Raw genomic sequence first — 23,945 nt, 5'->3', positions numbered from 1 at the left:
TCTAGCCGTACGGCGGTGGCGTTGATCGTCCGCCAAGGGCCGAGCAGATGCAGCAGCAGATCGATCTGGTGGATGCCGTGACCGAGAGTCGGCCCACCGCCCTCGCCGACCCACGTGCCACGCCACTCCGGATCGAAGTAGCTGCGCGGCCGGAACCACAAGGTCTCGCAGACGGCGACCTGCGGAGTACCGAGAGCCCCGCGCTGCAGAAGGTCGGCTGCCCGCACTGCTCCGGACCCGTGCCGTTGCTGGAAGACCACGTAGACCGAGCCTTCGCTGGATTGCTCAGCCTCCGCGACCGCGTCCAGCTCGGCGAGACTCAGCACCGGCGGCTTCTCCAGCAGGACCGACTTGCCGGCGGCCAGGATCGCGATCGCGATCTCGGCGTGGCTCCCGGGTGGCGTTGCCACCGAGACCAGGTCGGGTTCCTCCGCGGACAGCAGTTCGGCCAGGTCGGCGTACGGGGTCGAAGCGTACTTCTCGGCCAGTGCCTGGGCCTTCGCCTCGACGATGTCGCAGACGCCGACGAGCCTGGTCCGGCCTGTGTCCGCGTAGCCCTCCGCATGGCGGTCGCTGATGTTGCCGGAGCCAACGATCGCGACCTTCAGGATCGAGCCTGTGGTCATTGCGCCGCGCCGCGCAGGACTGCCTGCTGCTGGGCGGTCAGGGCCAGTCGCATGGTCTCGATCGTGTGCTCCTGCGGAGCGGCCGTGGTGGTCCGCTCCTGTACGTCGCGCACCAGGTCGGCGTAGTACGTCAGTTCGACGTCCGAGCAGTCGATGTACTGCATGCCGTCCTGGTCGACCACGAAGAGGTGGTCACCACCCGGGCGGCCGGCGAGATCGACGTACTTGCGCAGCTCGATGTAGCCCTCGGTGCCGAGGATCATCAACCGGCCGTCGCCCCAGGTCGGCAAACCCTTCGGGGTGTACCAGTCGACCCGGATGTAGCCCTGGGCGTGGTCGCTGCGGAGCAGCAGGTCACCGAAGTCCTGCAGACCGGGCGTCTCGGGGTTGGCGAAGTTCCCGACCGAACTGGCCACGACCTCGGCGGTGCGTGAACCGGTGAGCCAGAGGAACTGGTCGATCTGGTGGGAGGCGATGTCGACGAGAATGCCGCCGTACCGGCTCTTGTCGTAGAACCAGTCCGGCCGGCCGGCGCCACTGCCGAGGTGGGCGCGGTCCCCGATGCGGTGCGGACCGAGCCCGAGGGTCTGGACGACGGTGCCGATCCGGCCCGCGCGGACCAGTTCGCCGGCCTTGATCACACACGGCACCTCGAACCGTTCGGAGAACGTCACGGACCAGAACCGGCCGGTCTCGGCGACCGCCTTCTCGATCTCCTCCAGCTGGTCGAAACTGACGCAGCCGGGCTTGTCGGCCATGACGTCCTTGCCGGCCCGCAACGCCGCGACGGCGATCGGTCCCCGCCGGTCCGGGACCGCGGCGGTCACGATCAGGTCGATGCCGTCCCTGCTGATCAGGTCCTGAGGATCCTCGACCACGGGAACGTCCGGGTAGCGTTCGCGGATCCCGGTCGCGACCGCGGCCGACGGATCGTCGGTCGCCATCGCGACGAGCTCCGCACCGGCCCCGATCAGGCCTGCGATCTGACCCTGGATATGGACGTGATCGAGACCGACGGCGGCGAATCTGACGGTGTGCGTGGAGGTCAAGATGTTCCTTTCAGCGGGATGCTTCGAGTGCCTGGGCGTATTCCTCGGCGATCTTGTCACCACCGCCGCTCTTCCACTTCTTGACCGCGTCGGCCCAGGCGGAGACCGGCTTGCGGCCCTGGATGATGTCGTTGGTCACCTGGGTGATGTCGTCGGTGAGTTGCGGGCCCTTGCGGATGTTCGTCTCGGAGTACATCCCGGCGACCGGATCGACCAGAGCGGTGGGGCAGATCTGCTTCATGGCGTTGAACTCCGCCTCGCTGTTGCCCTCCTTCTCCGGCAGGAAGATGGTCCAGGGGGCATCAGTCTGGTACATCAGGCCGAGCTGGGTCTCGCTGAACCCCCTTTCGGTGAGGACGGGATTGCCGTTGACGATCGTGTGATGGATCCCCGGGCTGCCGAACTTCCGGACGGTCCGCCTGGAGGACCTGACCGCGCCGGCGTGATGCCGGTGGTGTCAGCGCTTCCGGCTGCGGTAGGCGCGTTGTTGGCAACTTCGCGAGCAGTAGGCGCGCGGACGGCCCGAAGCGGGTTGCTCGATCGGCCCGCCGCACATCGCGCAGGTTTCGTCACGCGTTCCCTCACGCTGCGCGATGCGCAACTCGACGCCGTCGAGCAGCAGCGTCAGGCCGAACTCGAACGGGTCCGACTGCTCGAAACCGCCTGTCTCCCACAGCGCGGTGAGGGTCGGGTAGCGGCTCATCCGCGACCAGAGCCCGTCGCGCGCGCCCCAGAACTCCTCGTCGCTCACCCCGCTGTCCCTCTCGGCGCGCGCCGCCTCGACCAGCGCCAGGGCCTCGGCGTCGAGGAAGCGGCCGAGCAGGCCCGCCGCCGCCACGACCTCCGCCGGCGGCAGGGGAGTGCTCGCCAGGATGCTCAGCAGGTGCTCGTAGTGCGCCAGCGCGTTCGGCCCCGGGAGGTGCCGCGTGCTGCGCTCCTCGGCCAGCCACGGGTGGCGTTTGCGCAGCTCCCCGCCGTGCCGGACGGCCGTCTCCAGGCGCTCGCGCCACGGTGCGCCGGTGTCGTCGGGCGCGGGCGCGTCCAGGACGGCGTCGCGCATGAGGTCGACCAGGTGCTCCCGGCTGGGCACGTGCCGGTACAGCGACATCGTGGTGAAGCCCAGGTGCTCGGCGACCTTGCGCATGGACAAGCCCGCCAGGCCCTCCGCGTCGGCGACCTCCACCGCGGCGGCCACCACCCGGTCCGGGCTCAGCCCTGGCCGCGCGTCCTCGTCGCGCCACAGCAGTTCGACCCGCTTGTTGTCCTGCGTCACCCGATACCTCCTGTTTATAGTATAAATACGTTTATGGCATACACAACCGAAGTTCACGTGGCCCTCGACGGCGACGACGACGCCCCCGGCACCCCGGAACGGCCCTTCGCCACGATCGACCGGGCGCGGAGGGCGGCCCGGGAGGCGGCGGGCGACGTGGTCGTCCACGTGCGGGCGGGCACCTACCCCGGGCCGTGGGAGTTCACCGAGGAGGACTCCGCGCGGGAAGGCAGCCGAATCACCTACCAGGCGAACGGGTTCGGCACACCCGCGCAGGCCGAGGTGGTGATCGGCGGCGGACGGGTGATCACCGGCTGGCGGGTGGGCGGTGACGGCGTCTGGGTCGTGGACGTCGGCACGCTCGACACCCGCCACCTCACCGTCGACGGTCGGCGCGTCGACCGGGCCGCCATCGACGGGATCCCGGGCGAAGTGAGTGAAAACGAGTCGGGTTACGTCACGGATGCTCGCCTCGACTGGCGAGCGGGCGTCGAGTTCGTCCACCGAGGCGTCTACCCGTGGACCGAGGCCCGGCTCGCGGTCGAGTCGGTCGCGGACGGCACGATCACCATGAAGCAGCCCGCCTTCTCCTGGGCGCGGCAGCTCTACAACTCCTCCTGGGACGGCCAGACCTCCTCCGGCCCCGGCCTGCCGACCCGCGTGGAGAACGACCCGTCCTTCCTCACTGGACCGGGCACGTTCGCCCTGGACCGCTCCCGCCCCGGCGAGCACGTCCTGCACTACCTCCCGCGCACCGGCGAGGACCCCGCCGCCACCCGGGTCGTCGCTCCGGAACGGGACACCCTGCTGGTGGCGACGGGGGCCGGCGGCATCTCCTTCCGCGGCCTGATCTTCGCCGACACCACCTGGCTGCGCCCGACCGGCGACCGAGGCTTCCTGCACTACCACGGCAGCGGCTTCCATGACGGCGGCCGGATCGACACCGTGGTCGTCGTGGAGGGCCAGTCCTGGCTGACCGTCACCGGCGAGCCGGAGACCGTTCCGGCGTGCGCGTCCCTGGTCGACACCACCGGCATCCGGTTCGAGGGCTGCCGCTTCACCCGCCTGGGCTCGACCGCGCTCGGCGTCACCGGTGGCGCGGACACCGTGGTGCGCGGGTGCGGGTTCGACACCCTCGCCGCCGGCGCCATCACCCTGACCGGCACCTACCGGGCGGTGGTCGAGGACAACGAGGTCCACCGCGTCGGGCTCGACCACTCGGGCTCGCCCGGCATCGCCCTCCTCGCCACGGTGGACTGCACGGTCGCGCACAACCGCGTGGACGACGTCCCGCACTGCGGCATCGTGGGCGGCCCGGCGAAGGGCACGCGCATCCTGCACAACCACGTCACCGGCGCGATGGGCGTGCTGGCCGACGGCGGCGGCATCTATGTGTCCGGGCCGCAGGGCGAATCGCACGAGGACGGGGCGGAGGTGCGCGGCAACGTCGTCACCGACACCCGCACCCCGTACAACTTCGCCCTCTACACCGACTACGGCGCGGCGTGGGTGACGGTGGCGGACAACGTGGTGCGGCGCGCCGACAACACCGCCGTGCTGCACGTCCACCCGCCGCTGGACAACGTGGTCTACCGCGGCAACGTGTGGGACGCCGACCCGGTCGGCAGCGAAGCCGTCCCGGATTCGGTCACCTACGAGGACAACGCGACCCTGACCGACGCGGCCGACCTGGACGCCGCCGAGGCACGCGCGCAAGCCGGACCTCGCCGACGCTGACCGCACCCGGCCCGCGGCCCCTCCACGGGTCGCGGGTCCCGGGGAGTCGCGGGTCTCAGTCGGCCTGGTCCATGCGCGCCGCGCGCGTGGAGGTCAGGTGCACGTGGGTGTTCGTCCGGTGCAGCAGCCGTACCTCGGGCTGTTGCAGTACCTCACGCCCTCGGTGCAGTTCGTCCTCGGGGTGTTCGTGTTCGGCGAGCCGATGCCGCCCGAGCGCCTCGCCGGTTTCGTGCTCATCTGGATCGCGCTGGCGGCGTTCACCGGCGAGAACCTGTACCACCTGCGTAAGCTCCGCCGCCAAGCCGTTTGCCTCGCCCCGGACGCCACTCCGTACGCAGCACGGCGCAGCTGATCTCGGGACTTCGGGCCCTAGACTCCCGTCGCGTGGACCATCAGTTCCTGCTAGTTGCCGGTGCAGGGTTTGCGATCATGATCGCTGCATCCGTGTTCGCGCGGCGTACGGGTGTGGCGGCGCCGTTGCTCCTGGTGGCGCTCGGGATCGGGGCCAGCTATCTGCCCGGTACTCCCACCATCCAGGTTGAGCCGGAGCTCGTACTGGCGGGGGTACTGCCCCCGCTGCTGTACGCGTCGGCGGTCCAGCTGCCGGTGCTCGACGTACGGCGGAACTTCGCGCTGATCGCCTGGCAGTCGGTGGTCATGGTCATCGTCTCGGCGCTGGCTATCGGAGCCGTGGTGCACGCCCTGTTCCCGGGGATCTCCTTCGCCCTGGCCACGGCACTCGGCGCCGTGGTGAGTCCGACCGACGCCGTCGCCGCGACGGCGATCGGGCGCCGGGTCGGGCTGCCGCCCCGGTTGATGACGGTGCTGGAGGGCGAGAGCCTGATCAACGACGCCTCCGCCCTCGTCGTCCTGCGGACGGCGATCGCCGCGATCGCCGCGACCTCCGGGTTCAGCTTCGGCGACACGCTCCTCGACTTCGGCTGGGCGGTGGCCGGAGCCGTTCTGATCGGCGTGCTCGTCGGCTGGGCGACTGCACTGCTGCGCGGGCGCCTGGACGATCCGGTGCTCAACACAACGATCTCCTTCGCCGTCCCTTTCCTCGCGTACTTCCCGGCGGAACAGGCCCATGCGTCCGGCGTCCTCGCCGTGGTCATCGCAGGGCTCCTCACCGGCGCTCTTGGCAGCAAGCGATTCAGCGCCCGCGACCGGCAGACCCAGGCCACCACCTGGACGACGATCAGCTTCATCCTGGAGAGCGCCGTCTTCCTTGCCATGGGCTACCAACTCCCCGAACTGGTGGACGCTGCCCGGGCCGAGACCACCACCAAGGAGATCACCGGCCTCGTCCTGGTCGTTCTCGGCCTCCTGGTCTGCCTGAGGTTCGCCGGCCTGGTCTGGCCGGCGTTGCGAGAGCGATTCGGCCGGCACGACCGCAACGAGCAGACTCGTGCTCGGCTCGGCCAGTTCGAGGAGCGCCTGGACTCGATGACTCCGGCCGACCAACGGGAGGAGACCCGGCTGGTGTGGGCTCGCCGCCGGCTCGCCCGCGGGCATGCGGATGTGGAGTTCGAGGAACGGGAGCCGATCACCGGACGCGGCTACGTGGTCGTGGGTTGGGCCGGCATGCGCGGCGTCGTCACGGTCGCTGCCGTCCAGACGATCCCGGCCGGCACGCCGCACGTCGACACCGTCGTCCTCGCGGCTTTCCTGGTCGCACTCATCACGTTGGTGCTCTTCGGCCTGACGCTGCCGGCGGTGATCGCGAGGATGAGCTTCAGCTCCGAGAGCGCGGAGGACAAACGGGACTCCGTGCAGGCGCTGCTACGGCGGGTCGGCGAGTCCGCGATCGACACCCTCGGCCCGCTGGAGGAGCAGACCGTCGGCGGTGAGCCGCTCGCCCCGGACCTGGTCAGCGCAATGAAGGACCGGATCGTCCCTCGCATCGTCTCCGCGAGCAGCCAGGTGCGCAGTACCAGACCTGACTCAAAGGAGCAGTTGCTGATCGTCCAGCGCCGCTATCTCGACGCTATGCGCGAAGCTCTCGGCACCGAACGCAGCATCGGCGCCTACAGTTCCGAGACCTACCGGCACGTCGAGTCGCTCCTCGACGCGATCGAGCAACGCTTCGTGGCCAGCTGACCAGACGCCTGGCCGGAACGTGGTCAGTCGACAACGGCCGGCGGGGCGCCCTCGCCGACGAGGTTGATCTCCTCGTGTTTGCGGGGGAGCATCAAAGCCGGCACCAGGGTCAGGGTCACCAGCACCCAGGCGACCCAGTAGGTGTGGGAGAACGACTCGGCGGCGTCGACCAGCCCGCGCGCGATGGCGGCGGGGTCGATGTGGAGCGCGGCAACGCTTTCTGGCCGGGTGTTGGACAGGATGGCTGCCTCAGTCTCGCGGAGCCCGTCGCCGAGCCCGGGGACCTGCTGTGTTCCAGGGATGATCGGCGAGTTGCTGAGCTGATTGGTGAGGATGACCGCCATCGTCGCGACTCCGACGGACGAGGCGATCTGCTGGCTGATGTTGAGCAGTGTCGAGCCGCGTGCAACCTGAGCGCCGGACAGCGTCCTCAGCGCCGTGGTGAACAGCGGCATCATCGTGCCGCCCATCCCGAAGCCCATCACGACCAGCATCGCGATGATCAGCGGGTACGGCGTGGTCGCGGTGATCTGGGTCAGGCCGAACATGCCCACGACGATCAGCGCGAGCCCGACGGGCACGATCCGGCCCACCGGCACCTTGTCCACCAGTCTCCCGGCGATCGGCATGGTCACCATGGCGCCGAGCCCCTGCGGCGCTACCAGCAGGCCCGCGGCCAGCGTGGACTCACCGCGGATCTGCTGGAAGTACGTCGGCACCAGGAGCAGCCCACCGAAGAATGCGGCGGCGAACAAGAACATCGTGACGATCGAGACGGTGAGGTTGCGGTTGCGGAACAGCCGGAGGTCGAGCAGCGGGTGCTCCGGCCGGAACGAGTGCCAGACGAAGGCCCCCATCAGCAGTACCCCGGCCAGCATCGAGACCCACACCCGCGGCGCACCGAAGTCGCCGTTCTCGGCGGGCAGCGAGGAGACGCCGAAGAGGAACAACGCGAGCCCGGGGGACATCAGTGCCACTCCGAGGAGGTCGAGCGACTCCGACCGCTGCGGGGTGTCTTTGGCCAGCGCGGACCAGGCATAGACCAGCGCGATCACGCCGAGCGGCACGTTGATGAGGAAGATCCAGTGCCAGCTCGCCACCTGGATCAGCCAGCCGCCCAGGATCGGTCCCAGGATCGGGCCGAGCAGCATCGGTACGCCGAGGATGGCCATCAACCGGCCCATTCGGTGTGGTCCCGCGGCTCGGGTCATGATGGTCATGCCCAGCGGCATCAGCATGCCGCCGCCCAGCCCCTGCAGGACGCGGAAAGCGATGAGTGTGTCGATGCTCGACGCGGTGGCACACAGAGCGGACCCGGCGGTGAAGAGGAAGATCGCGGCCATATAGAGCCGCTTGGTGCCGAACCGGTCGGCTGCCCATCCGGTCAGCGGAATCACGGTCGCCAGCGCGAGGGTGTACGCCGTGACGGTCCAGGCGACATGGGAATAGGCGACCGGGCTGTCGGGCGAGCCGAACTCGTCCTGGAAGACCGGCAGGGCGACGTTGACCACTGTGATGTCAAGGATCGACATGATGGCCCCCAACACCACGACGCCGGCGATCTTCAGCACGGCGGCATCGATGTGGTCGGGGTAGTCGGGCTGGGCAGCTTGCTGGCTCACGGGTCGGTCCCCCCTCGCGCGATTCGCTTCCCCGCCGAGACTACGCGCCGACCATCCTCTCTCACGAGCAAATTCCTTAAATCGTGCCGTCAGCGGTTGAGGAGGTCGGCGGCTTGGAGTTGTTGCCAGATCTCGGACTGGTCGACGACGGTGACGCCGAGTTTTTCGGCCTTGGTGAGTTTGGCGGCGCCGACGTCCGCGCCGGTGATGAGCAGGTCGGTGGTTGCCGAGACCGACGAGGCGATGGTGGCGCCTGCCTTCTCGCAGAGTCGCTGGAAGGCGGGGCGCGGGACCTTTTCGCCGGAGCGTGGGTCGCTGATCGAACCGGTGACTACCACTGTCTTGCCGGCCAGCGGCGCGCCGGCTGCGACGACCGGTGGGAGGTCTTCCTCGCGTACGTCGAGCGATACGCCGGCTGCTCGGAGTCGTTCGAGCTCGGGCTTGAGCCGGGCGAGGTGTTCGATCAGTGAGGCGGCGACCTTCGGCCCGATGTCTTCCACGGCGACCAGCCCGTCGAAGCCTGCGTCGGCCACCTCTTCCAGCGAGCCGAACCCGGCTCGGCACATCCTGGTCGCGGTGCCTTCGGAGGCCATCGGGATCGCGAGGCCGATCAGTGCCCGGCGGAGGCCGACCTGGCGGCTTGCGTTGATCGAGTCGATCATCCGGGTGGCCGAGATCTCGGCGATGCGGTCGAACTCCAGCAACCTTTCCTTGGTCAGCTGGTAGAAGTCCGAGGGGTTCTCCAGGATCCCGGCCTCGGCCAGGCGTTCGATCCAGACTCCGCCGATCGCGTCGATGTCGGCGGCGGCCCGGGATGCCCAGTGGATCAGTCGCCGTACGGTCTGGGCGGGGCAGGCAACGTTGGTGCAGAACAGTTCGCGGCTGTTGCCCTGCTCGGTCAATGGTTGCTCGCACGACGGGCAGACCGCCGGCGGCACGATGTCTCGCTCGGCACCCGTGCGCTTGGATGCGTCGAGCACTCCGGCTACGAACGGGATCACGTCGCCGGCGCGGCGTACCAGAACTGTGTCGCCGATCTTGATGCCGCGGGCGCGGATCACTTCCTGGTTGGCCAGCGTTGCGCGGGTGACCGTCGTACCGCCGACGAAGACAGGCTCCAGCCAGGCGACCGGCGCGATCTTGCCGGTCTTGCCGACGTCCCAGACCACGTCCGCCAGCACGGTGGTCTTCTCTTCGGCGGCGAACTTGAACGCCAGTGCCCCGCGCGGTGAGCTGGACCGAGTGCCGGCGGCGGCGAACGCGTCGCGATCGGCCAGTCGCAGTACGGCGCCGTCCAGGTCGTAGTCGAGGTCGTTGCGTTGCTGCTCGATCGTGGTGATGACTGCCTGCGCGGCGGCCGCGTCGTCGCAGTGCCGCATGTCGGCGACGGTGAATCCGAGCGTCTGGAGCGCGCGGTCCAGATCGGCGTCGGTGTTGTCGGGGTCGCTGAGCAAGTCGAAGGCGAGAAACTGCAGGCGCCGCTCGGCGACGGTGGCCGGGTCCTTGGCGCGCAGCGTGCCCGCGGCGGCGTTCCGCGGATTGATCAGCGGCTTGTCCGGGTGGGCGGCGTTGTAGGCGGCGAAGGTGGATCGCAGCATGACTGCCTCACCGCGGACCTCGATGCGGCCCAGTACGTCGAGTCGGTCCGGGACGCCGTCGGCCAGTGCCCGTACGAGCGGGGTCACGTCGTCGCCGGTCGTCCCGTCGCCGCGGGTGATCGCTCGGGCCAGTTGCCCGTTCTCGTAGACCAGGGCCAGTGACAGTCCGTCCAGCTTCGGCATGACCACGACCGACTGGCCGGGAAAACGGGCGAAGAAGGCCTCTACCTGTTCGGGGCGGGTCGCCTTCTCGAGCGACAACATCGGCCGCGAGTGCCTGATCGGCGCGTGCAGCACCGCCGGCGCGCCGACCTGCTCCAGCGGATTCGGGTTGGGCGCCAACTCCGGATTCGCGTCGATCAGCGTCCGCAGTTCGTCCTCGACCACGTCGTACTCCGCGTCCGCCACCACCGGCGAACCCCGGTAGTAGGCGTCGCGCAGTACGACGATCTGATCAGCAAGTTCCTGAATCCGCTCCCCAACGTCCACAGCCCAGGACCCTACCGGCGCGCGCCGACAAACCGCCGATTTCACTGGTTGGTGTTGAGGCGGGCGGCGCGGGCGTGGAGGTAGCGCTGTTCGGGGAGGCTGGTGGTTCGGCGGGCTGCGTCGGCGTACGCGCTCCGAGCGGCGGGTAGGTCGCCGGCCTGTTCCAGCAGATGAGCCCGTACTGCGGCGAGCCGGTGATGATCGGCCAACTTCGGGTCGGCCGCGACCGTGTCGATCAGCTCCAGGCCGGCCGCCGGACCGCGGACCATCGCGACGGCCACGGCGGCGTTGAGCGTCACCATCGGATCTGGCTCGATCCGGCCGAGAACGTCGTACAGGGACGTCGGCCGGCGGACCGAGCAGGTCCTCGGGGGGTTGCGTTCGGCGTCCAGCTGTTCGCGCCGGCGTCGGGCTTGTTCACTGCGCAACAAGTCCGTCATCATCTGGGCCTCGCCGAACAGCTTGCTCGTTCCGGCCACGGTGAACTGCACAGTCAGGGCGATCCGGACCAGGCCGACCGCTGTCCGCGTCAGCCGGCTCGCCGGACGGGTCTTCGTCTCGGACCGGTCGACGGTCCGGACAGTTGCGTCATTCATGGGAGTGTCTCCGTTTCGTGAGGCTTGCGATTACCCCTCAATCGGAGCCACCGGACCGATCACGACAGTCCACCGGAAACCTTTTCTGGGCGGGGGCCTTCTCTTTCGGGTTGACATGATCGGTGATTTCCAACACCATTCCACTAAGGTCTTAGTGGAACGAGGTTTTGATGATCGACTTTCAGCTCGACGATCGGTCGGGAGTGGCCACCTACCTGCAGTTGGCCCTGCAGGTGCGGCATGCGCTGAGGCTCGGATTGCTGCGGCCGGGGGACAAGTTGCCGACCGCGAAGGAGGTCGTCGCCAAGCTGGCCATCAATCCGAACACGGTGCTCAAGGCCTACCGCGAGTTGGAACGCGAAGGGTTGGTCGGCGCGCGGCCGGGGCAGGGCACCTTCGTCCTCAAAACCCTGTCCCACAACGATCCTGCCGAGCAGACGGAGCTGCGGCAGCGGCTGGCCCACTGGGTGGTCAGCGCGCGTCGGGCCGGACTGGTCGATGAGGACATCGACGCGATCTATCACACCGTGATGCGGTCGAACCTCGACCACATCGGGGGACTGAATGACACCCGCGCTTGAGGCGAGCGGCTTGGGCCGTCGCTATGGGAAGAAGTGGGCGCTTCGCGATTGTTCCCTGAACCTTCCGGTGGGACGCGTCATCGGGTTGGTGGGGCCGAACGGCGCCGGCAAGACGACGCTGCTGAGTCTCGCGGTCGGCCTGCTGCGGCCAAGTGCCGGTGAGGTCCGGACACTCGGGAGACCGCCGCGCTCCGTGCTCGCCGAGGTCGGCTTCGTGGCTCAGGACAAGCCCCTGTACCGCGGTCTCACTGTTGCCGAGACTCTCCGGATGGGCGGCTGGCTCAATCCGGGGTGGGACGAGGGCCTGGCTCGTCAGCGGATTGCCCGGGCGGAGATCCCGTTGCAGCAGAAGGTCGGCAGCCTGTCCGGCGGTCAGCGCTCGCAACTGGCACTCGCGGTGGCTCTCGGCAAACGGCCGAAGCTGCTGTTGCTCGACGAACCTGTGGCCGATCTGGATCCCTTGGCGCGCCGCGAGTTCCTCAAGGCGCTGATGGAAGAGGTGGCCGACTCAGGGGTGACCGTCGTGCTCTCGTCGCATCTGTTGGCCGACGTCGAGCGCACCCGTGAGTACCTGGTCCTGTTGTCCGCCTCGCGGGTCCAGCTCGCTGACGACACCGAGGCGCTCCTCGGCCATCACCGGATGGTCACCGGTCCACGCGCCAGGGCTGCCGGCCTGCTGGCCGACCACCAGGTGGTGAACGCCGAGTACACCGAGCGGCAGGCGAGCTTGCTCGTCCGTACCAGCGGGCCGATCACTGATCCGGTGTGGACGGTGCGCCCGGCCACGCTGGAGGAACTTGCCCTCGCCTACATGTCCGCTCCCACGGCCGATGCGGGGTCCGCATCGCCGAGTTCTCAGGAGATCTCCGCATGACCCGGCTCACCTGGCGGCTCGCCCGGCCGAACATCCTGGCCTCGCTCGCTCTGCTGGCCGCGCTCGCGCTCTACGCCGTACTGACCCGGCGCGCGATGACTGCCGACCTGGACGGGTCAGGGTTGAGCGCATGTCTCACCTCCGGCGGCGACTGCCTGAGCCTGGCCCGCGATTTCACCGACAAGTTCAACGTCGTGCTCAACACCCATCGCTTGCTCCTCCTGGTGCCACTGCTCATTGGCATGTTCTGGGGCGGTCCCCTGGTTGCGCGAGAGATCGAGCAGGGGACCCACCGGCTCGCCTGGACACAGTCCGTGAGCCGGGGTCGCTGGCTGGCCACGAAGCTCGGCATCTTTCTCCTCGGCGCGGCGGCCGTGGCAGCCGCACTCACCCAGTTGATGACTTGGTGGTTCACGCCGATCGAGCGGGTCCAGGACAACTTCGGGCGGATGAACCTGGACGTGTTCGACTTCCGTGGCATCGTTCCCGTCGCCTATACCGTGTTCGCCTTCGCGCTCGGCGCGGCCGCGGGCGCGATCTTCAAGCGAACGGTTCCGGCGATGGTGGTGACACTGGTTGCCTATCTGCCGATCAAGATCGGGGTTCAGACCCTGCGCGACCAGTATCTGGCGCCGCTGGACGTGACGTATGCGTTCGGCACCAGCAGCCCGCGTCTCGGCAGCGGCGATTGGCTTCTGAGCAGCGAGGTCGTCAATCGCGGGGGTGAAGTCCTTGGCAGTGCAGGTGTTTCAAACCCTTGTCAGGCAATGGCCGGCAAAGCGGCGGCCGAGGCATGCTCCGTGGAGAACGGCTATCGGTTCGTGGACACGTACCAGCCACTCAGCCGGTTCTGGTCGTTCCAGCTCATCGAGTCGGGCATCTTCGTCTGTCTGTCCGTGGTCGTGCTGGCTGTAGCGACGTGGTGGATCCTCCGTCGGACGGCCTGAGAGTGCGACAACCTGGTCCGGTACCGGACGGGCGCGTTTCGGAGCTGACACCGTGATTGGGTTCGACGCGAACCCGGCAGCCGGCAGCCGGCGGCCAGGACAAGCTCGATGTGTCCGACCGAGGAATCACCGCGGCGAACTTCTCCGGTCAGGCGTCACGCAACCGCAGTACTGCGTAGCCGCAGAACACACACCCAGCCGTGTAGGCGGCCAGGACACCAAGTCCAGCCCACGGGCCGATCGGGGCACTGTCCGCCAGTCTGACCGTGGCGCGGACCGCAAGCCCTGCCGACATCGGGCTGAACTTCCGGACCAGGTCGACCAAGTGAGGCGACATCGGGACTATCAGGACGAGCACGGTCGGCAGGTACAGAACGGCCATCACCGCGCTGACACCGGCAGCGGCGTGCCGGAGCACCATCGTGAGGCCGAGACTGAGCAGGCCGACGAGACCGAAGTAGAGGACAGTCCCGGTGGCGGCCCGCAGCGTCTGTTCGTCGGCCGGCGACAGCGTCGGATAGCCCGCCGCGGTGAATCCGTTGCCTGCAAGGATTTCGCGACCGGTCAGCAAGGAACCGACGACAGCCAGAAGCCCTGCCGCGGTCGCGACCGCGGTCACCACCACCGCCTTTGCCAGCAGCACCAACCCGCGCCGCGGCTGAGCGGCGAGCGTGCTGCGGATGAGCATCGTCTCGTACTCCGCGGACGCGGCCAGAACGCCGACCAGGATCACCCCGAGCTGCCCTAGCACGACACCGGAAAGACTCAGCACCGTGGTGTCCTTGGTGCAGTTGTTGTCAGCTCCGCAGCCCGACAACGGTCCGGTCGCCGCAGTCACCAGCGCCGTGAGCCCCACGGTGAGCCCGACGGCGCCGAGCAGGGACCAGACCACGCCCGGCATCGTGAGGAGTTTCGTCCACTCCGCGCGGGCGGCACGAATCATGCGTCCCGCTTGCGGAGCATCCAGAACGCGGCGCCGAGGGTGACGGCGGCGTAGGCGGCCAGCACGCCCAGACCTGCCCACGGCCCGATGGCTGTGTCAGGCATCTCGACGGTTTGCTGGATCGCCAGTCCGGCGACCGGTCCGACCCGGTTGACCCAGGTCGACGCCTCCACCGACAAGACGCCAGTGACGATGTGCAGCACCACCACCAGGGCGACGATGAGGACGATCGCGCCCGCCGTGCGGCGCAGGAGGGCGCCTACCCCGAGGCTGAACAGTGCTATCAAGGTGAGGAAGAGCGCCGACCCCACGACGGCCCGCAGTACTGGTCCGTCGGCGAGCGAGGGATGCGGATATGCCGGGGGAGCGAAGCCGCCGGATCTCCACAGCGGCTGGGAGAGGAACAGTCCTGCCAGGCTGGCGACAAATCCGACCACGAAGACCGTTCCTGCCAGTACGACGGCCTTCGCCGCCAGCGCGCGGCCGCGGAGAGGGCTGACCGCGAAGGTGGTCCGGATGACGCCGGTGCTGAACTCGGAGGTGATGAAGAGGACGCTCAGGGCAACGACCGCGATCAGGCCGATCTGGATCCCGGCCAGGCTGTTGCGGACCAGGTCGCTGTCGCCCTCCAACTTCACCCCACTGACCCCGACCTGCCCGATGTCTCCGACGCCCGTGACGGTGAAGACGCCGCCGGCCTCGCTCGCCGAGCCTTCGCCTTGACTCGGATGGAGACCACCGATGGGCCCGCCGCCCTTGGTGTCCTCCGAGCGGATCGGCGCCACGTCCTGGCTGGACCAGTCCGTCGCCGGCTGTCCACCGATGCTGACGTGGGCGAAGGTGCCGCGACCAGGGGTGGGGACGGTGCCGACCTCGATCGAGCCCGGTCCCACCTGGGTGAGACTCTGGCGGTCCGGTGAGGAGACGAACAGACCCGCCTGAGCCGTCCGGGGCAGGTCGCGCATGTCAACGGTTCCGATCTCTTCCCAGCTGGTGCCGTCGCCAGACTCGTAGCCGGCGATCCTGTCGCCGCTGCGGGTGAGCTTGAGCCATCGCGGTGCCGCGCTCGAACTCCCCTGCACCTCGGTGGTGAGATTGCCCTGCAACCGCACGCCGTGACGTGGGGTCAGCATCAGGACCGCGGCGGGCGAGCCACTGACGAGGCTCTCCTTGACCATGATCCCGGCCTTGGCCCATTCGTTGCTGTCCTGCTGGCTGCTCACCTGCGCCACCACCGAGCCGTCGCCGGTGAGCGGCTGGTGCACGAAGTGGAACTGGTCGATGGAGTGCGGGCCGTCGTTCACGAAGGTGTTGCTGCCGGAGGCCGACAGCAGACAGATGAGGATCGTCAGCCCGACGGTGGCGGTCAGGGTCCAGACCGTACTTCGAACCGTCGTGAGCTTGGTCCACTCGCCACGCAGGGCCATGGCGAAGCCATCCCGCGGAACCATCAGCCGACCTCGTCCGGACGGGCGGCGTACTCGACGGAGCCCCGGGTCAGCTCCATGTAGGCCTCCTCGAGGCTGGCACGGTGCTGAGTGAGCTCGGAGAACGGCAGCCCGTTGTCGGTGAGGACGGCGATGATGCGCTCGGACGGCAGGCCGGCCACCGTCAACGCCTCGCGGTCGACCAGAGTCACCGTGGCACCGGCGTTGGCCAGTGTCGTCATCACGTCGGGGACCCGGTCGGTCCGCAGCAGCACGCGATCCGACGAGGCGGCGGTCAGCAGCTCCTGCACGCTCCGGTCGCAGATCAGCCGGCCGCGGCCGATCACGATCAGATGATCGGCAGTGCCCTGCAACTCGCTCATCAGGTGGCTCGAGACCAGTACGGTCCGTCCGTCGGCCGCCAGGGAGCGCAGGAATCCCCGGATCCACTGGATTCCTTCCGGGTCCAGGCCGTTGACGGGCTCGTCGAAGATCAGCACCGGTGGGTCACCGAGCAACGCCCCGGCGATGCCCAGCCGCTGGCGCATACCGAGTGAGAAGCCGCCTGCCCTCCGATCGGCCACCGAGGAGAGCCCGACGATCCCGAGGACCTCGTCCACCCGCTGCCGGGAGATGCCGTTGTACTGCGCCATCCACAACAGGTGGTGCCGGGCGCGGCGGCCGGCGTGGATCGCGCCCGCGTCCAGCAGCGCACCCACCTGGGTCAGCGGCGCTCGCAGTGAGCGGTACGGCAGGCCGCCGATCAGCGCGGTGCCGGCGTCCGGGGCGTCCAGGCCGAGGAACATCCGCATCGTCGTGGACTTGCCGGCGCCGTTGGGTCCGACGAATCCGGTGACCTTGCCGGCGGCAACAGTGAAGGACAGATCATCCACCGCCGTGGTGGCGCCGTAGCGCTTGCTCAGCCCGCGGGCTTCGATCGTTGCTGCCATGTTCGTCAGGTTAGAAGGCTCATCCGCAGCCCGTCGTCACGCCGGGCGGGCAGTTCGGAGTACCCCACCAGGGTGACGACCTCGCCGGGGGTAGCTCTCCATGGCGACGCCAAGCAGGGGCACTGGAGGGCACAATGGCTGCCGTGAGCAGCGCGCACGCGGTGATCGGGCGCACGGTGGACCGAGTTGGCGGTCTGATGCGTCGCATCATCGCTGCCCCCGACTGGCCGATCGCGGCGGCGGCCATGCTCGCACTCCTGGCGGTCGCCGAGGTGACCGGCCGGCCCGACCTCGCACCGGCAGACAAGACCACCGCACTTTTGCTGAGCCTCGGTACCGCGGTGCCGCTCGCCTTCCTGCGAACCCATCCGTGGCCGGCGGCTGTCGCCGTCACCCTGGCAACGGTCCTCACTCTGGTGGGCGGTGACCAGCCCACCATCGCGGGTGGCGTCGCCCAATTGGCCTGCCTGTACGTCCTCCTCCGGCGATACTCCCAGCGCGTCGGCCACGCGGCGATCGAGCGGGACGTCGCGCGCCAGATCGTCGCCGAGACCTTGCTCGAGAACGCCGCTCGCGGAGAGCGGGCCCGGATTGCCCGCGAACTGCATGACGTCGTGGCCCATCACCTCTCGATGATCTCGGTCCAGGCCGAGACTGCCAGGCTGACGACGCCCGGGATGCCGCAGGCCGGTGCCGACCGGCTGGTGGCCATCGGTGACACGGCCAGGCAGGCGTTGGCCGAGATGCGCCGCCTGCTCGGAGTACTGCGTGAAGACGCGGGCGCCGAGGTCGATCGCCGGCCGCAGCCGGGGTTGGCGCAGTTGATCGAGCTGATCGACGAGATGCGCGACGCGTCCGGGACCAGCACCCGGCTGATCGTTCGCGGTCACGTCACCCGATTGGATCCAGGGGGCGAGTTGACTGCCTACCGGATCGTCCAGGAGGCATTGTCCAACGCGCGTCGCCATGCGTCGAACGTGGCTGTCGATGTCGAACTGGAGTACACCGACGAGCTGCTCAGAGTGCATATCCGCGACAACGGACCGGGACCCGCCGACGCGCCCGCCGCGGCCGGTCACGGGTTGCTGGGCATGCGTGAGCGAGCCGCGATGGCGGGTGGAACGCTCTGGACCGGTGAGGCGGCTGTCGGCGGCTTCCTGGTCGAGGCGTCACTGCCGTTGAAGGAAATCGCCCGATGACCGCCGACGTTGTTCTGCGGGTGCTCGTGGTCGACGATCAGGACATCGTCCGGGCCGGGTTCGCCGCGCTGCTGGACACCCAGCCCGACCTCACCGTCGTGGGTACCGCGGCCGACGGCGCCGCGGCGGTCCGGCTGTGCCACGAGTGCCGACCCGACATCGTGCTGATGGACGTGCGGATGCCCGGGCTCGACGGGATCGAGGCGACGCGGCGGATCACCGCCGACGCCGACGGTCCGCGGATCATCATGCTGACCACGTTCGATCTGGACGAGCACGTGTACGACGCGCTCAGCGCCGGAGCCAGCGGCTTCCTGCTCAAGGACGTGACCGCCGAGCGACTGTTCGACGCCGTCCGGGTGGTGGCCGCGGGCGAGGCCCTGCTGGCGCCCAACGTCACCCGCCGGCTGATCGGCGAGTTCCTCCGCCTGCAACCTCGATCGAAACGGCAGGCGGTCCCGCTCGCCGCGCTCACCCCGCGCGAGACGGAGGTGCTGAGGCTGATCGCGGAAGGGTTGTCGAACGCGGAGATCGCCGACCAGCTCATCGTCAGTGACCAGACGGTGAAGACCCACGTCAGCCGGATCCTTAGCAAGCTCGGACTGCGTGATCGCGCGCAGGCGGTGGTGACCGCCTACGAGTCGGGCCTGGTCCGCTCACGTTCCGAGCTGGATCGGCCGGGGCCCTAGAGTGTCGGATACGCCCACACTTCAGTACTGCTGATGTGAAGGAGCCTCGATGGTCGCGAGCGGGCAGGAAGCGCCGCGGGACTGGGTGCCGGTCGAGCATCGGTTCCTCGGACTTGATCGGCGGACATTCAAGGTCGGGTTCAGCGCTCTCGCTCTCGCGTTGGTGCTGATCTACGGCCTGCAGGGCCTGAACGCGGCCATCCCGTGGCACAACGAGATCCGGGCCGGGCAGGTGCTTGACCTCGGCGGCGGGGCGACCGCCGTACCGCCGACCGGCTGGCAGCTCGAGAATGGGACGTTGACCGGTGACGGGGCGGCGAGTGCGACCAACCTGCAGGTGGTGCTGGCCACCGGTGGCGCGACGATCGAACTGGACGGGACGTCGTACGACGGCAGTGCGGCGGGCTTCCTCGATCAGGTCGAGCGGTCCGAGGGAGACCCACCCAGCGTCAGTGGTGCTCAGGGGAGTGTGGTCACCGACGCCGGCCTGGTTGGAGTGGTTGAAGGCCGCACCGGGCCCAGTGGCGACGGGATCGACGTGGCTTTCAAGATGGCCGTCGGTACGACACAAGCGATCGACTCGGCTCCGGCCTTGCTGGTTCGGGTCCGAGCCGCCTCGGGGCAGTTCGAGAAGTACCAGGATGCGATCGCGGCTCTCTTGCGGAGCATCACGCCGGGGGTGACGCGATGACCGTCGTACCGGAGGAGAAGGCGGCGCAGCTCAGCGCGATCGAGGAGTCGGGCTGGGGCGCGCCGTACCGGTTCCTGCGGCCGGACAACGTTTCCTTCTGGGTCTACGTTCTGGGTGTCGGAGGCGGCGCGCTCACGATGCTCCGGTACTACGGTCCGGGCGCCGCGTTCTACACACCGGCTCTCGCGGGAGGCGTCGTACTCTTCGGCCTCTACCTCGTGCCCTGGTTCCTTCTCCTGCGCCATCACAACCGCTTCACCGCACAACCGGGCGCCCTGCTGGCGACCGGCTTCATCTGGGGTGGCATCGCCGCGACCTTCTGGATCGCGTTGCCGGCCAACGCGGCGTTGCTCGACATCTGGGCGAAGGTCGGCGGTACGTCGTTCGCGGCCGACTGGGGCGCCGGACTGACCGCACCGATCAACGAGGAATGGGGCAAGGCCATCGGCCTGGTCCTCCTCATCGGCCTCGCGCCACGCCTGGTCCGCAGTGCCTATGACGGGTTCATCATCGGCGCCTACATCGGCCTGGGTTTCCAGGTCTTCGAGGACGTCCTGTACGTCTACAACGGCGCGACCCAGCTCTACGGCGTGGACCAGCTCGGCTCGTCGCTGCAGGTGTTCGTGATCCGGGGAGCGGCCGGGATCGTGTCGCACGCGCTGTTCAGTGCGATCTTCTGCGCCGGGCTGATGTGGGTCCTGGGCCGGGCTCGCGGTGAACGCAAGGTCCTCAGGGGAGTGCTGACCATGCTGATGGCGATGGTGTTCCACTTCGCCTGGGACGACATGGGCGCCCTGGGCGGCGGCACCCTCGTCGCAGCGGTGCTGCCGTTCGTGATCGCGGCCGTCGAGCTCGTGGCGCTGTTCTACGTCCTGCGGCACGCCGCGGGAACCGAACGCCTCTGGATCCGCGAACTGCTCGGTCCCGAGGTCGAAGCCGGTGTCATCGACCCGCCCCTCCTCGACGCGGTCAGCGGCCTCCGGAAGGACCGCACGAAGTACCGCAAACACCTGCACAGCCGAACCAAGGCCCGCCATCTCGTCGAAGCCACCAATGACCTCGCCCAGGAGATCGCCCGCGCCGGCGGCGCCGAGTCACCAGGCGTCGCCCACGCCCGCACCGAACTCAGCCGCCTCCGCGGCGACGATCCGGCCTTGTCCGAGAGCCGGTAGCCGTGGTGGCGAACGACGTCCGGTCGTAGTGTCGAGGAGGGGCGGCCGACGCCGTCCGGGGTCTGCGGACAGGGAGGGATGAGCGATGGTCGACTCGGTCGCGCCACACGGGCTTCACCACGTCACTGCTATTGCGGAGGATCCGCAGCGGAATGTGGATTTCTACACCACGGTGCTGGGGCTGCGCCTGGTCAAACGGACCGTCAACTTCGATGCCCCGGACACCTATCACCTGTACTACGGAGATGCGTCGGGCCGGCCGTCAACGCTGTTGACGTTCTTCCCGTGGCCGGGAGTCCAGGCCGGCAAGCAGGGCACCGGTCTCACCACAGCCACCGCTTTCAGCGTCCCGCCGGAGTCGCTCGGCTGGTGGCAACAGCGCCTGCAGAGCCTCGGCGTCGACGCGGACGCGCCGGTTGCCCGCTCCGATGAGGAGCTGTTGCGGCTGCGCGATCCCGACGGCTTGGTGATCGAGTTGGTCGCGTCCGATGGTGACACCCGATCCGGTTGGGACGGCGTCGCCGCCATACCGTTCGACAACGCGATCCGCGGTCTCTTCTCGGTCACCATGACGGAGCAGGTGCTCGACCCGACGGCAGAGATGCTCGCGGGCATGCTGGGGATGCGGCACGGCCAGGACACCACCGATGGATCACGGTTCGTCATGTCCGGCGGAGCCGAGGGTACGGCGGTGGACGTCCAGCCCAGCAAGTCGTCTCCCGGACTCCAGGCAGCCGGAACTGTCCACCACATAGCCTTCCGGGCACCTGACCACGAGACCCAGGCCAAGTGGCGCCTCGAGCTGATCGAGGCCGGAGTACAGGTCACCGAGATCCTCGACCGGCAGTACTTCACCTCCATCTACTTCCGTGAACCGGGCGGGGTCCTGCTGGAGATCGCGACCGACCAGCCGGGCTTCACCGTCGACGAACCGCTGCTGGAACTCGGCCAGCACCTGAAGCTTCCGCCCTGGCTCGAACCGGACCGTGAGCAGATCCAGGCTTCGCTGCCATCGCTGCGCGTGCCACCGGCGCCGCAGCCGGACGAATCCGTCTGATGAGCGAGGACCCGCTCCGGCGGCCGCACGTCTGGCAGCCGGGCTCGTCCGCGCCTCCGCTCCTGTTGCTGCATGGCACAGGTGGCGACGAGCACGACCTCCTCGTACTGCGGCAGCACCTGGCCCCGGATGCACCCGTGCTGTCGCCTCGGGGGACCGTTTCGGAGCAGGGGATGGCGCGGTTCTTCCGCAGGCTCCGCGAGGGCGTGTTCGACGAGGACGACCTTCGGCTGCGCGCAGACGAACTCGCCGCCTTCCTCACCGCGGCCGAGCAGAAGTACGACGTGGCCGCTGGTTCCTGGTTGGCGGTCGGCTTCTCGAACGGAGCCAACATGGCATCCGCGCTGCTCCTACGCCATCCCGAGTCGCTCGCCGGCGCAGTACTGCTGGCCGCGATGGTGCCGTTCGCGGCGGACGAACCCACTGACCACGCTCTCGCCGGCAAGCGGGTCCTCATCGTCAACGGCGACAGCGACCCGATGGCCACCCCCGAGCAGACCAGCAGGCTGACCGAGCAACTCCGCCGACGAGACGCCGACGTCGAACTACTGCCGTTCGCCGGCGGCCACACCATCGACGCCCACCAACTTCCCCACATCAAGGAGTTCATCGACGCGGGTCGTCCGAAGTAAAGGTGGCATCCGCGTCAGACACACCGCGGGGCCGGCGCCGCTTCTATTCGCGCCAGCCGGTGAGGTCGACGGACTTGGCGGTGTCGACGCGGAAGGCGAGCTTGATCGCGAGTTCGGCGCCGGGGGCCAGGTCGAGCTTCCAGGTGAGGACGCCGAGGTCGGTGGTTTCGGCCGGCTCCGGTTCGGCGGTGATCGGCTTGACGGCGATCTCGTGATCGCGTGCTACCGGCAACTGATCGAGGACCGTGACCCGGGCCTTGCGTGGGGTGTGGTTCTCGATCCGGGTTTCGTACTCGACCTCACGCCGGCGGGTCGATCCGAGGGTCGCCTTGCTCGCGGTCCGGCGTACCAGCTTCCGCTCGACGCGGATCCGGTCGTCCAGGCCGAGGGCGAGTTCGACGTCTTCGCCGGGGGCCCACAGCGGCAGCGCGGTCGAGCCGACGAAGTCCGCCTCGTGGAAGACAGCGGCTCGTCCGGCGGGCAACGTGTGGGCTGACGAGTTCACGACCGTGGCCCGCAGATGGACGTCGGCTGACCGGACCGGCGCAGTGATGTAGTCCAGCTCGGTATCGAGGTCGACGGACGCGATCGTCGCACGGTGTGAGGCGCCGTCCGCGGGCACGGCAACCGGTCTCGGCGGGGTGTAGGTCGCTGCTGTGACACCCTGCTCGACGGTCGCGCCGAGGTCGGCGAAGGCGGGCGCCGCTGCCACCGCTTCAGCCTGAAGGTTCGCGGCGCCGAATGCGGCAGCCCTGGTTGCGTCACGACCCAGTGAGACGGTGCCCGGCGCGACCGGTACCGGCGGGTGGTGGCGGTCGAGGTACCAGGGGTCGAGCTCGGGTACTTTCGCGGTCGCCATCGGGCGGGCGGTCGACAGGGTGAGGTCGCACTCGGGCCAGTCCTCGCCGGTGCGTTGGGTGATCAGGCCGTACCAGCTCAGGGTCAACCGATCGCCCGTGAGGCGGACGTCGTACGAGCTGGTCCAGCCGGCGCCAGGTACGACGTACGAAAGCTCCACCTCCACCTCCGCCTCGGAAACCAGAGCCAACCCGACGGCAGCCGAGCGGCGGTCGGGAGTGCGTTGCTCCGCGACTGCGGCAAGTCGACGGTCGGCAGCCGCGAGGCGCTCCTCGGCCTCGTGCCGCTGCTTGGCCAGCCGCCGTCGCTCCGACCGTACGGCGGAGAGCCGGCTGACCAGCGACTCGGTGAACTCTCCCAACTCGACGCTCGCTTCGCCGGCGGCAAGGGTCCGCGCGAAAGTGCCTCCAGCTCGCCGGCCCAACTGTGCCAGGAACGTGTCGAGCTGGACCTGGACCTCATCGGCGTCGGCCAGCTCCTCGACCTCGGCCTGGGCCTCGCGGCGTTGGCGCTCCAGCTCGGCTACGGTTTCGTCCGGCGCCTGCGGATGATGCCGCATCGCCACGTCCACGCCGAGCACGGTTGCCGGTCCCCGGCCGGAGACCCGGACAGAGTCTTCCTGCAAGGCAAGCGGTAGCGACTCGACGTACACCGTCTGGTCGCCAGCGGGCGCGGTAATCGTGCCCCGTCGGGTGATCCTGGCCCGGTCCGGATAAACGACGACAGCCACGATCGGGGCGTCCACCACGAGTTCGCTCATTCCCCGACAGTAGCCGCCAGCCGACGCCATCAGCGGTGGGCTCGTGCCTGTACGAACGACGTCAGGGGCTCGGGT

General features: G+C 68.8%; 23 protein-coding genes. 12 read left to right on the top strand and 11 right to left on the bottom strand.

Annotated features, from left to right (window positions below):
- The 4 genes from VFG33_RS11735 to VFG33_RS11720 all read right to left on the bottom strand — a co-directional run.
- A partial coding sequence (locus tag VFG33_RS11735; protein ID WP_325025453.1) for a Gfo/Idh/MocA family protein occupies window positions 1–626 on the bottom strand: 626 nt, incomplete at its 3' end.
- Complete coding sequence (locus tag VFG33_RS11730) at window positions 623–1,675, bottom strand: Gfo/Idh/MocA family protein (RefSeq protein ID WP_325025451.1); 1,053 nt, start codon at window positions 1,673–1,675, stop codon at window positions 623–625. The genes VFG33_RS11730 and VFG33_RS11735, both read right to left, overlap by 4 nt.
- A gap of 10 nt (window positions 1,676–1,685) precedes the next feature.
- A complete protein-coding gene (locus tag VFG33_RS11725; protein ID WP_325025449.1) occupies window positions 1,686–1,991 on the bottom strand; it encodes a type 2 periplasmic-binding domain-containing protein in 306 nt (101 codons plus the stop codon).
- 141 nt (window positions 1,992–2,132) lie between these two features.
- Window positions 2,133–2,948: a TetR/AcrR family transcriptional regulator C-terminal domain-containing protein gene (locus VFG33_RS11720; protein WP_325025447.1), complete on the bottom strand. Its 816-nt coding sequence runs from the start codon at window positions 2,946–2,948 to the stop codon at window positions 2,133–2,135.
- Window positions 2,949–2,981: 33 nt separating this feature from the next.
- Here VFG33_RS11720 and VFG33_RS11715 point away from each other — a divergent pair, with 33 nt between their 5' ends.
- The 3 genes from VFG33_RS11715 to VFG33_RS11705 all read left to right on the top strand — a co-directional run bounded on the left by VFG33_RS11715 (window position 2,982) and on the right by VFG33_RS11705 (window position 6,785).
- On the top strand, window positions 2,982–4,685 hold the full coding sequence (locus VFG33_RS11715; RefSeq protein WP_325025445.1) for a right-handed parallel beta-helix repeat-containing protein: 1,704 nt from the start codon (window positions 2,982–2,984) through the stop codon (window positions 4,683–4,685).
- Between the two features lie 103 nt (window positions 4,686–4,788).
- Entirely contained in the window at window positions 4,789–5,037 is a 249-nt protein-coding gene (locus VFG33_RS11710) for a hypothetical protein (protein ID WP_325025443.1), read from the top strand.
- Between the two features lie 77 nt (window positions 5,038–5,114).
- Window positions 5,115–6,785, top strand: coding sequence for a cation:proton antiporter (locus VFG33_RS11705; RefSeq protein ID WP_325025441.1), 1,671 nt, complete (start codon window positions 5,115–5,117; stop codon window positions 6,783–6,785).
- A gap of 23 nt (window positions 6,786–6,808) precedes the next feature.
- Here the strand turns inward: VFG33_RS11705 and VFG33_RS11700 are convergent, their stop codons facing one another.
- The 3 genes from VFG33_RS11700 to VFG33_RS11690 form a co-directional block, all read right to left on the bottom strand.
- A complete protein-coding gene (locus VFG33_RS11700; RefSeq protein ID WP_325025439.1) occupies window positions 6,809–8,407 on the bottom strand; it encodes a DHA2 family efflux MFS transporter permease subunit in 1,599 nt (532 codons plus the stop codon).
- Between the two features lie 89 nt (window positions 8,408–8,496).
- The gene (gene ligA / locus VFG33_RS11695) at window positions 8,497–10,494 is read right to left on the bottom strand and encodes an NAD-dependent DNA ligase LigA (RefSeq protein WP_325025437.1); all 1,998 of its coding nucleotides are present in this window, start codon (window positions 10,492–10,494) and stop codon (window positions 8,497–8,499) included.
- A 41-nt stretch (window positions 10,495–10,535) separates the two neighbouring features.
- A complete protein-coding gene (locus VFG33_RS11690) occupies window positions 10,536–11,090 on the bottom strand; it encodes an RNA polymerase sigma factor (RefSeq protein ID WP_325025435.1) in 555 nt (184 codons plus the stop codon).
- 170 nt (window positions 11,091–11,260) lie between these two features.
- Here VFG33_RS11690 and VFG33_RS11685 point away from each other — a divergent pair, with 170 nt between their 5' ends.
- From VFG33_RS11685 to VFG33_RS11675, 3 genes are read left to right on the top strand one after another with little or no spacing between them, the layout of a single operon-like run.
- Window positions 11,261–11,671, top strand: a complete 411-nt coding sequence (locus tag VFG33_RS11685; protein WP_325025433.1) for a GntR family transcriptional regulator — start codon at window positions 11,261–11,263, stop codon at window positions 11,669–11,671.
- The gene (locus tag VFG33_RS11680) at window positions 11,655–12,545 is read left to right on the top strand and encodes an ABC transporter ATP-binding protein (protein ID WP_325025431.1); all 891 of its coding nucleotides are present in this window, start codon (window positions 11,655–11,657) and stop codon (window positions 12,543–12,545) included. Before VFG33_RS11685 ends, VFG33_RS11680 begins: the two co-directional genes overlap by 17 nt.
- The gene (locus VFG33_RS11675; protein ID WP_325025429.1) at window positions 12,542–13,492 is read left to right on the top strand and encodes an ABC-2 membrane transporter-related protein; all 951 of its coding nucleotides are present in this window, start codon (window positions 12,542–12,544) and stop codon (window positions 13,490–13,492) included. Before VFG33_RS11680 ends, VFG33_RS11675 begins: the two co-directional genes overlap by 4 nt.
- 148 nt (window positions 13,493–13,640) lie before the next feature.
- On the opposite strand, the gene VFG33_RS11670 is transcribed toward VFG33_RS11675, so the two are convergent.
- The 3 genes from VFG33_RS11670 to VFG33_RS11660 are packed head-to-tail and all read right to left on the bottom strand — an operon-like array spanning window position 13,641 to window position 16,812.
- Window positions 13,641–14,435: an ABC transporter permease gene (locus VFG33_RS11670; RefSeq protein WP_325025427.1), complete on the bottom strand. Its 795-nt coding sequence runs from the start codon at window positions 14,433–14,435 to the stop codon at window positions 13,641–13,643.
- On the bottom strand, window positions 14,432–15,886 hold the full coding sequence (locus VFG33_RS11665; protein WP_325025424.1) for a DUF1349 domain-containing protein: 1,455 nt from the start codon (window positions 15,884–15,886) through the stop codon (window positions 14,432–14,434). The genes VFG33_RS11670 and VFG33_RS11665 overlap by 4 nt, the downstream gene beginning before the upstream one ends.
- Window positions 15,886–16,812, bottom strand: a complete 927-nt coding sequence (locus VFG33_RS11660; protein WP_325025422.1) for an ABC transporter ATP-binding protein — start codon at window positions 16,810–16,812, stop codon at window positions 15,886–15,888. Before VFG33_RS11660 ends, VFG33_RS11665 begins: the two co-directional genes overlap by 1 nt.
- A gap of 143 nt (window positions 16,813–16,955) precedes the next feature.
- On the opposite strand from VFG33_RS11660, the gene VFG33_RS11655 reads away from it, so the two are divergent.
- From VFG33_RS11655 to VFG33_RS11630, 6 genes are all read left to right on the top strand, one after another.
- Entirely contained in the window at window positions 16,956–18,011 is a 1,056-nt protein-coding gene (locus VFG33_RS11655) for a sensor histidine kinase (protein ID WP_325025420.1), read from the top strand.
- Entirely contained in the window at window positions 18,008–18,700 is a 693-nt protein-coding gene (locus VFG33_RS11650; protein WP_325025418.1) for a response regulator, read from the top strand. Before VFG33_RS11655 ends, VFG33_RS11650 begins: the two co-directional genes overlap by 4 nt.
- A 49-nt stretch (window positions 18,701–18,749) precedes the next feature.
- A complete protein-coding gene (locus VFG33_RS11645) occupies window positions 18,750–19,391 on the top strand; it encodes a hypothetical protein (RefSeq protein WP_325025416.1) in 642 nt (213 codons plus the stop codon).
- On the top strand, window positions 19,388–20,563 hold the full coding sequence (locus VFG33_RS11640) for a PrsW family intramembrane metalloprotease (protein ID WP_325025414.1): 1,176 nt from the start codon (window positions 19,388–19,390) through the stop codon (window positions 20,561–20,563). The genes VFG33_RS11645 and VFG33_RS11640 overlap by 4 nt, the downstream gene beginning before the upstream one ends.
- 85 nt (window positions 20,564–20,648) lie before the next feature.
- Window positions 20,649–21,620: a ring-cleaving dioxygenase gene (locus tag VFG33_RS11635; RefSeq protein WP_325025412.1), complete on the top strand. Its 972-nt coding sequence runs from the start codon at window positions 20,649–20,651 to the stop codon at window positions 21,618–21,620.
- Window positions 21,620–22,252 (top strand): alpha/beta hydrolase, encoded by a 633-nt coding sequence (locus VFG33_RS11630; RefSeq protein ID WP_325025410.1) that lies wholly within the window; start codon window positions 21,620–21,622, stop codon window positions 22,250–22,252. Before VFG33_RS11635 ends, VFG33_RS11630 begins: the two co-directional genes overlap by 1 nt.
- 43 nt (window positions 22,253–22,295) lie before the next feature.
- Here VFG33_RS11630 and VFG33_RS11625 read toward each other — a convergent pair whose 3' ends face one another.
- A complete protein-coding gene (locus VFG33_RS11625; protein WP_325025408.1) occupies window positions 22,296–23,870 on the bottom strand; it encodes a DUF4139 domain-containing protein in 1,575 nt (524 codons plus the stop codon).
- Window positions 23,871–23,945 lie beyond the last annotated feature (75 nt).

The sequence above is a fragment of the Kribbella sp. genome (assembly GCF_035687465.1).
In the GTDB taxonomy this organism is placed as follows: Bacteria; Actinomycetota; Actinomycetes; order Propionibacteriales; family Kribbellaceae; genus Kribbella.
Note: the sequence above shows the minus strand (reverse complement) of the source record. Positions and strands in the feature narration are given on the sequence as shown.

Bases quoted from the DNA above. Each gene is read 5' to 3' on its own strand.
- VFG33_RS11665 (WP_325025424.1), bottom strand. From the start codon at position 15,886: ATGGTTCCGCGGGATGGCTTCGCCATGGCCCTGCGTGGCGAGTGGACC.
- VFG33_RS11650 (WP_325025418.1), top strand. From the start codon at position 18,008: ATGACCGCCGACGTTGTTCTGCGGGTGCTCGTGGTCGACGATCAGGAC.
- VFG33_RS11670 (WP_325025427.1), bottom strand. From the start codon at position 14,435: ATGATTCGTGCCGCCCGCGCGGAGTGGACGAAACTCCTCACGATGCCG.
- VFG33_RS11685 (WP_325025433.1), top strand. From the start codon at position 11,261: ATGATCGACTTTCAGCTCGACGATCGGTCGGGAGTGGCCACCTACCTG.
- VFG33_RS11705 (WP_325025441.1), top strand. From the start codon at position 5,115: ATGATCGCTGCATCCGTGTTCGCGCGGCGTACGGGTGTGGCGGCGCCG.
- VFG33_RS11715 (WP_325025445.1), top strand. From the start codon at position 2,982: ATGGCATACACAACCGAAGTTCACGTGGCCCTCGACGGCGACGACGAC.
- VFG33_RS11635 (WP_325025412.1), top strand. From the start codon at position 20,649: ATGGTCGACTCGGTCGCGCCACACGGGCTTCACCACGTCACTGCTATT.
- VFG33_RS11725 (WP_325025449.1), bottom strand. From the start codon at position 1,991: ATGTACCAGACTGATGCCCCCTGGACCATCTTCCTGCCGGAGAAGGAG.
- VFG33_RS11660 (WP_325025422.1), bottom strand. From the start codon at position 16,812: ATGGCAGCAACGATCGAAGCCCGCGGGCTGAGCAAGCGCTACGGCGCC.
- VFG33_RS11675 (WP_325025429.1), top strand. From the start codon at position 12,542: ATGACCCGGCTCACCTGGCGGCTCGCCCGGCCGAACATCCTGGCCTCG.
- VFG33_RS11630 (WP_325025410.1), top strand. From the start codon at position 21,620: ATGAGCGAGGACCCGCTCCGGCGGCCGCACGTCTGGCAGCCGGGCTCG.
- VFG33_RS11625 (WP_325025408.1), bottom strand. From the start codon at position 23,870: ATGAGCGAACTCGTGGTGGACGCCCCGATCGTGGCTGTCGTCGTTTAT.
- VFG33_RS11645 (WP_325025416.1), top strand. From the start codon at position 18,750: ATGGTCGCGAGCGGGCAGGAAGCGCCGCGGGACTGGGTGCCGGTCGAG.
- VFG33_RS11640 (WP_325025414.1), top strand. From the start codon at position 19,388: ATGACCGTCGTACCGGAGGAGAAGGCGGCGCAGCTCAGCGCGATCGAG.
- VFG33_RS11680 (WP_325025431.1), top strand. From the start codon at position 11,655: ATGACACCCGCGCTTGAGGCGAGCGGCTTGGGCCGTCGCTATGGGAAG.
- VFG33_RS11690 (WP_325025435.1), bottom strand. From the start codon at position 11,090: ATGAATGACGCAACTGTCCGGACCGTCGACCGGTCCGAGACGAAGACC.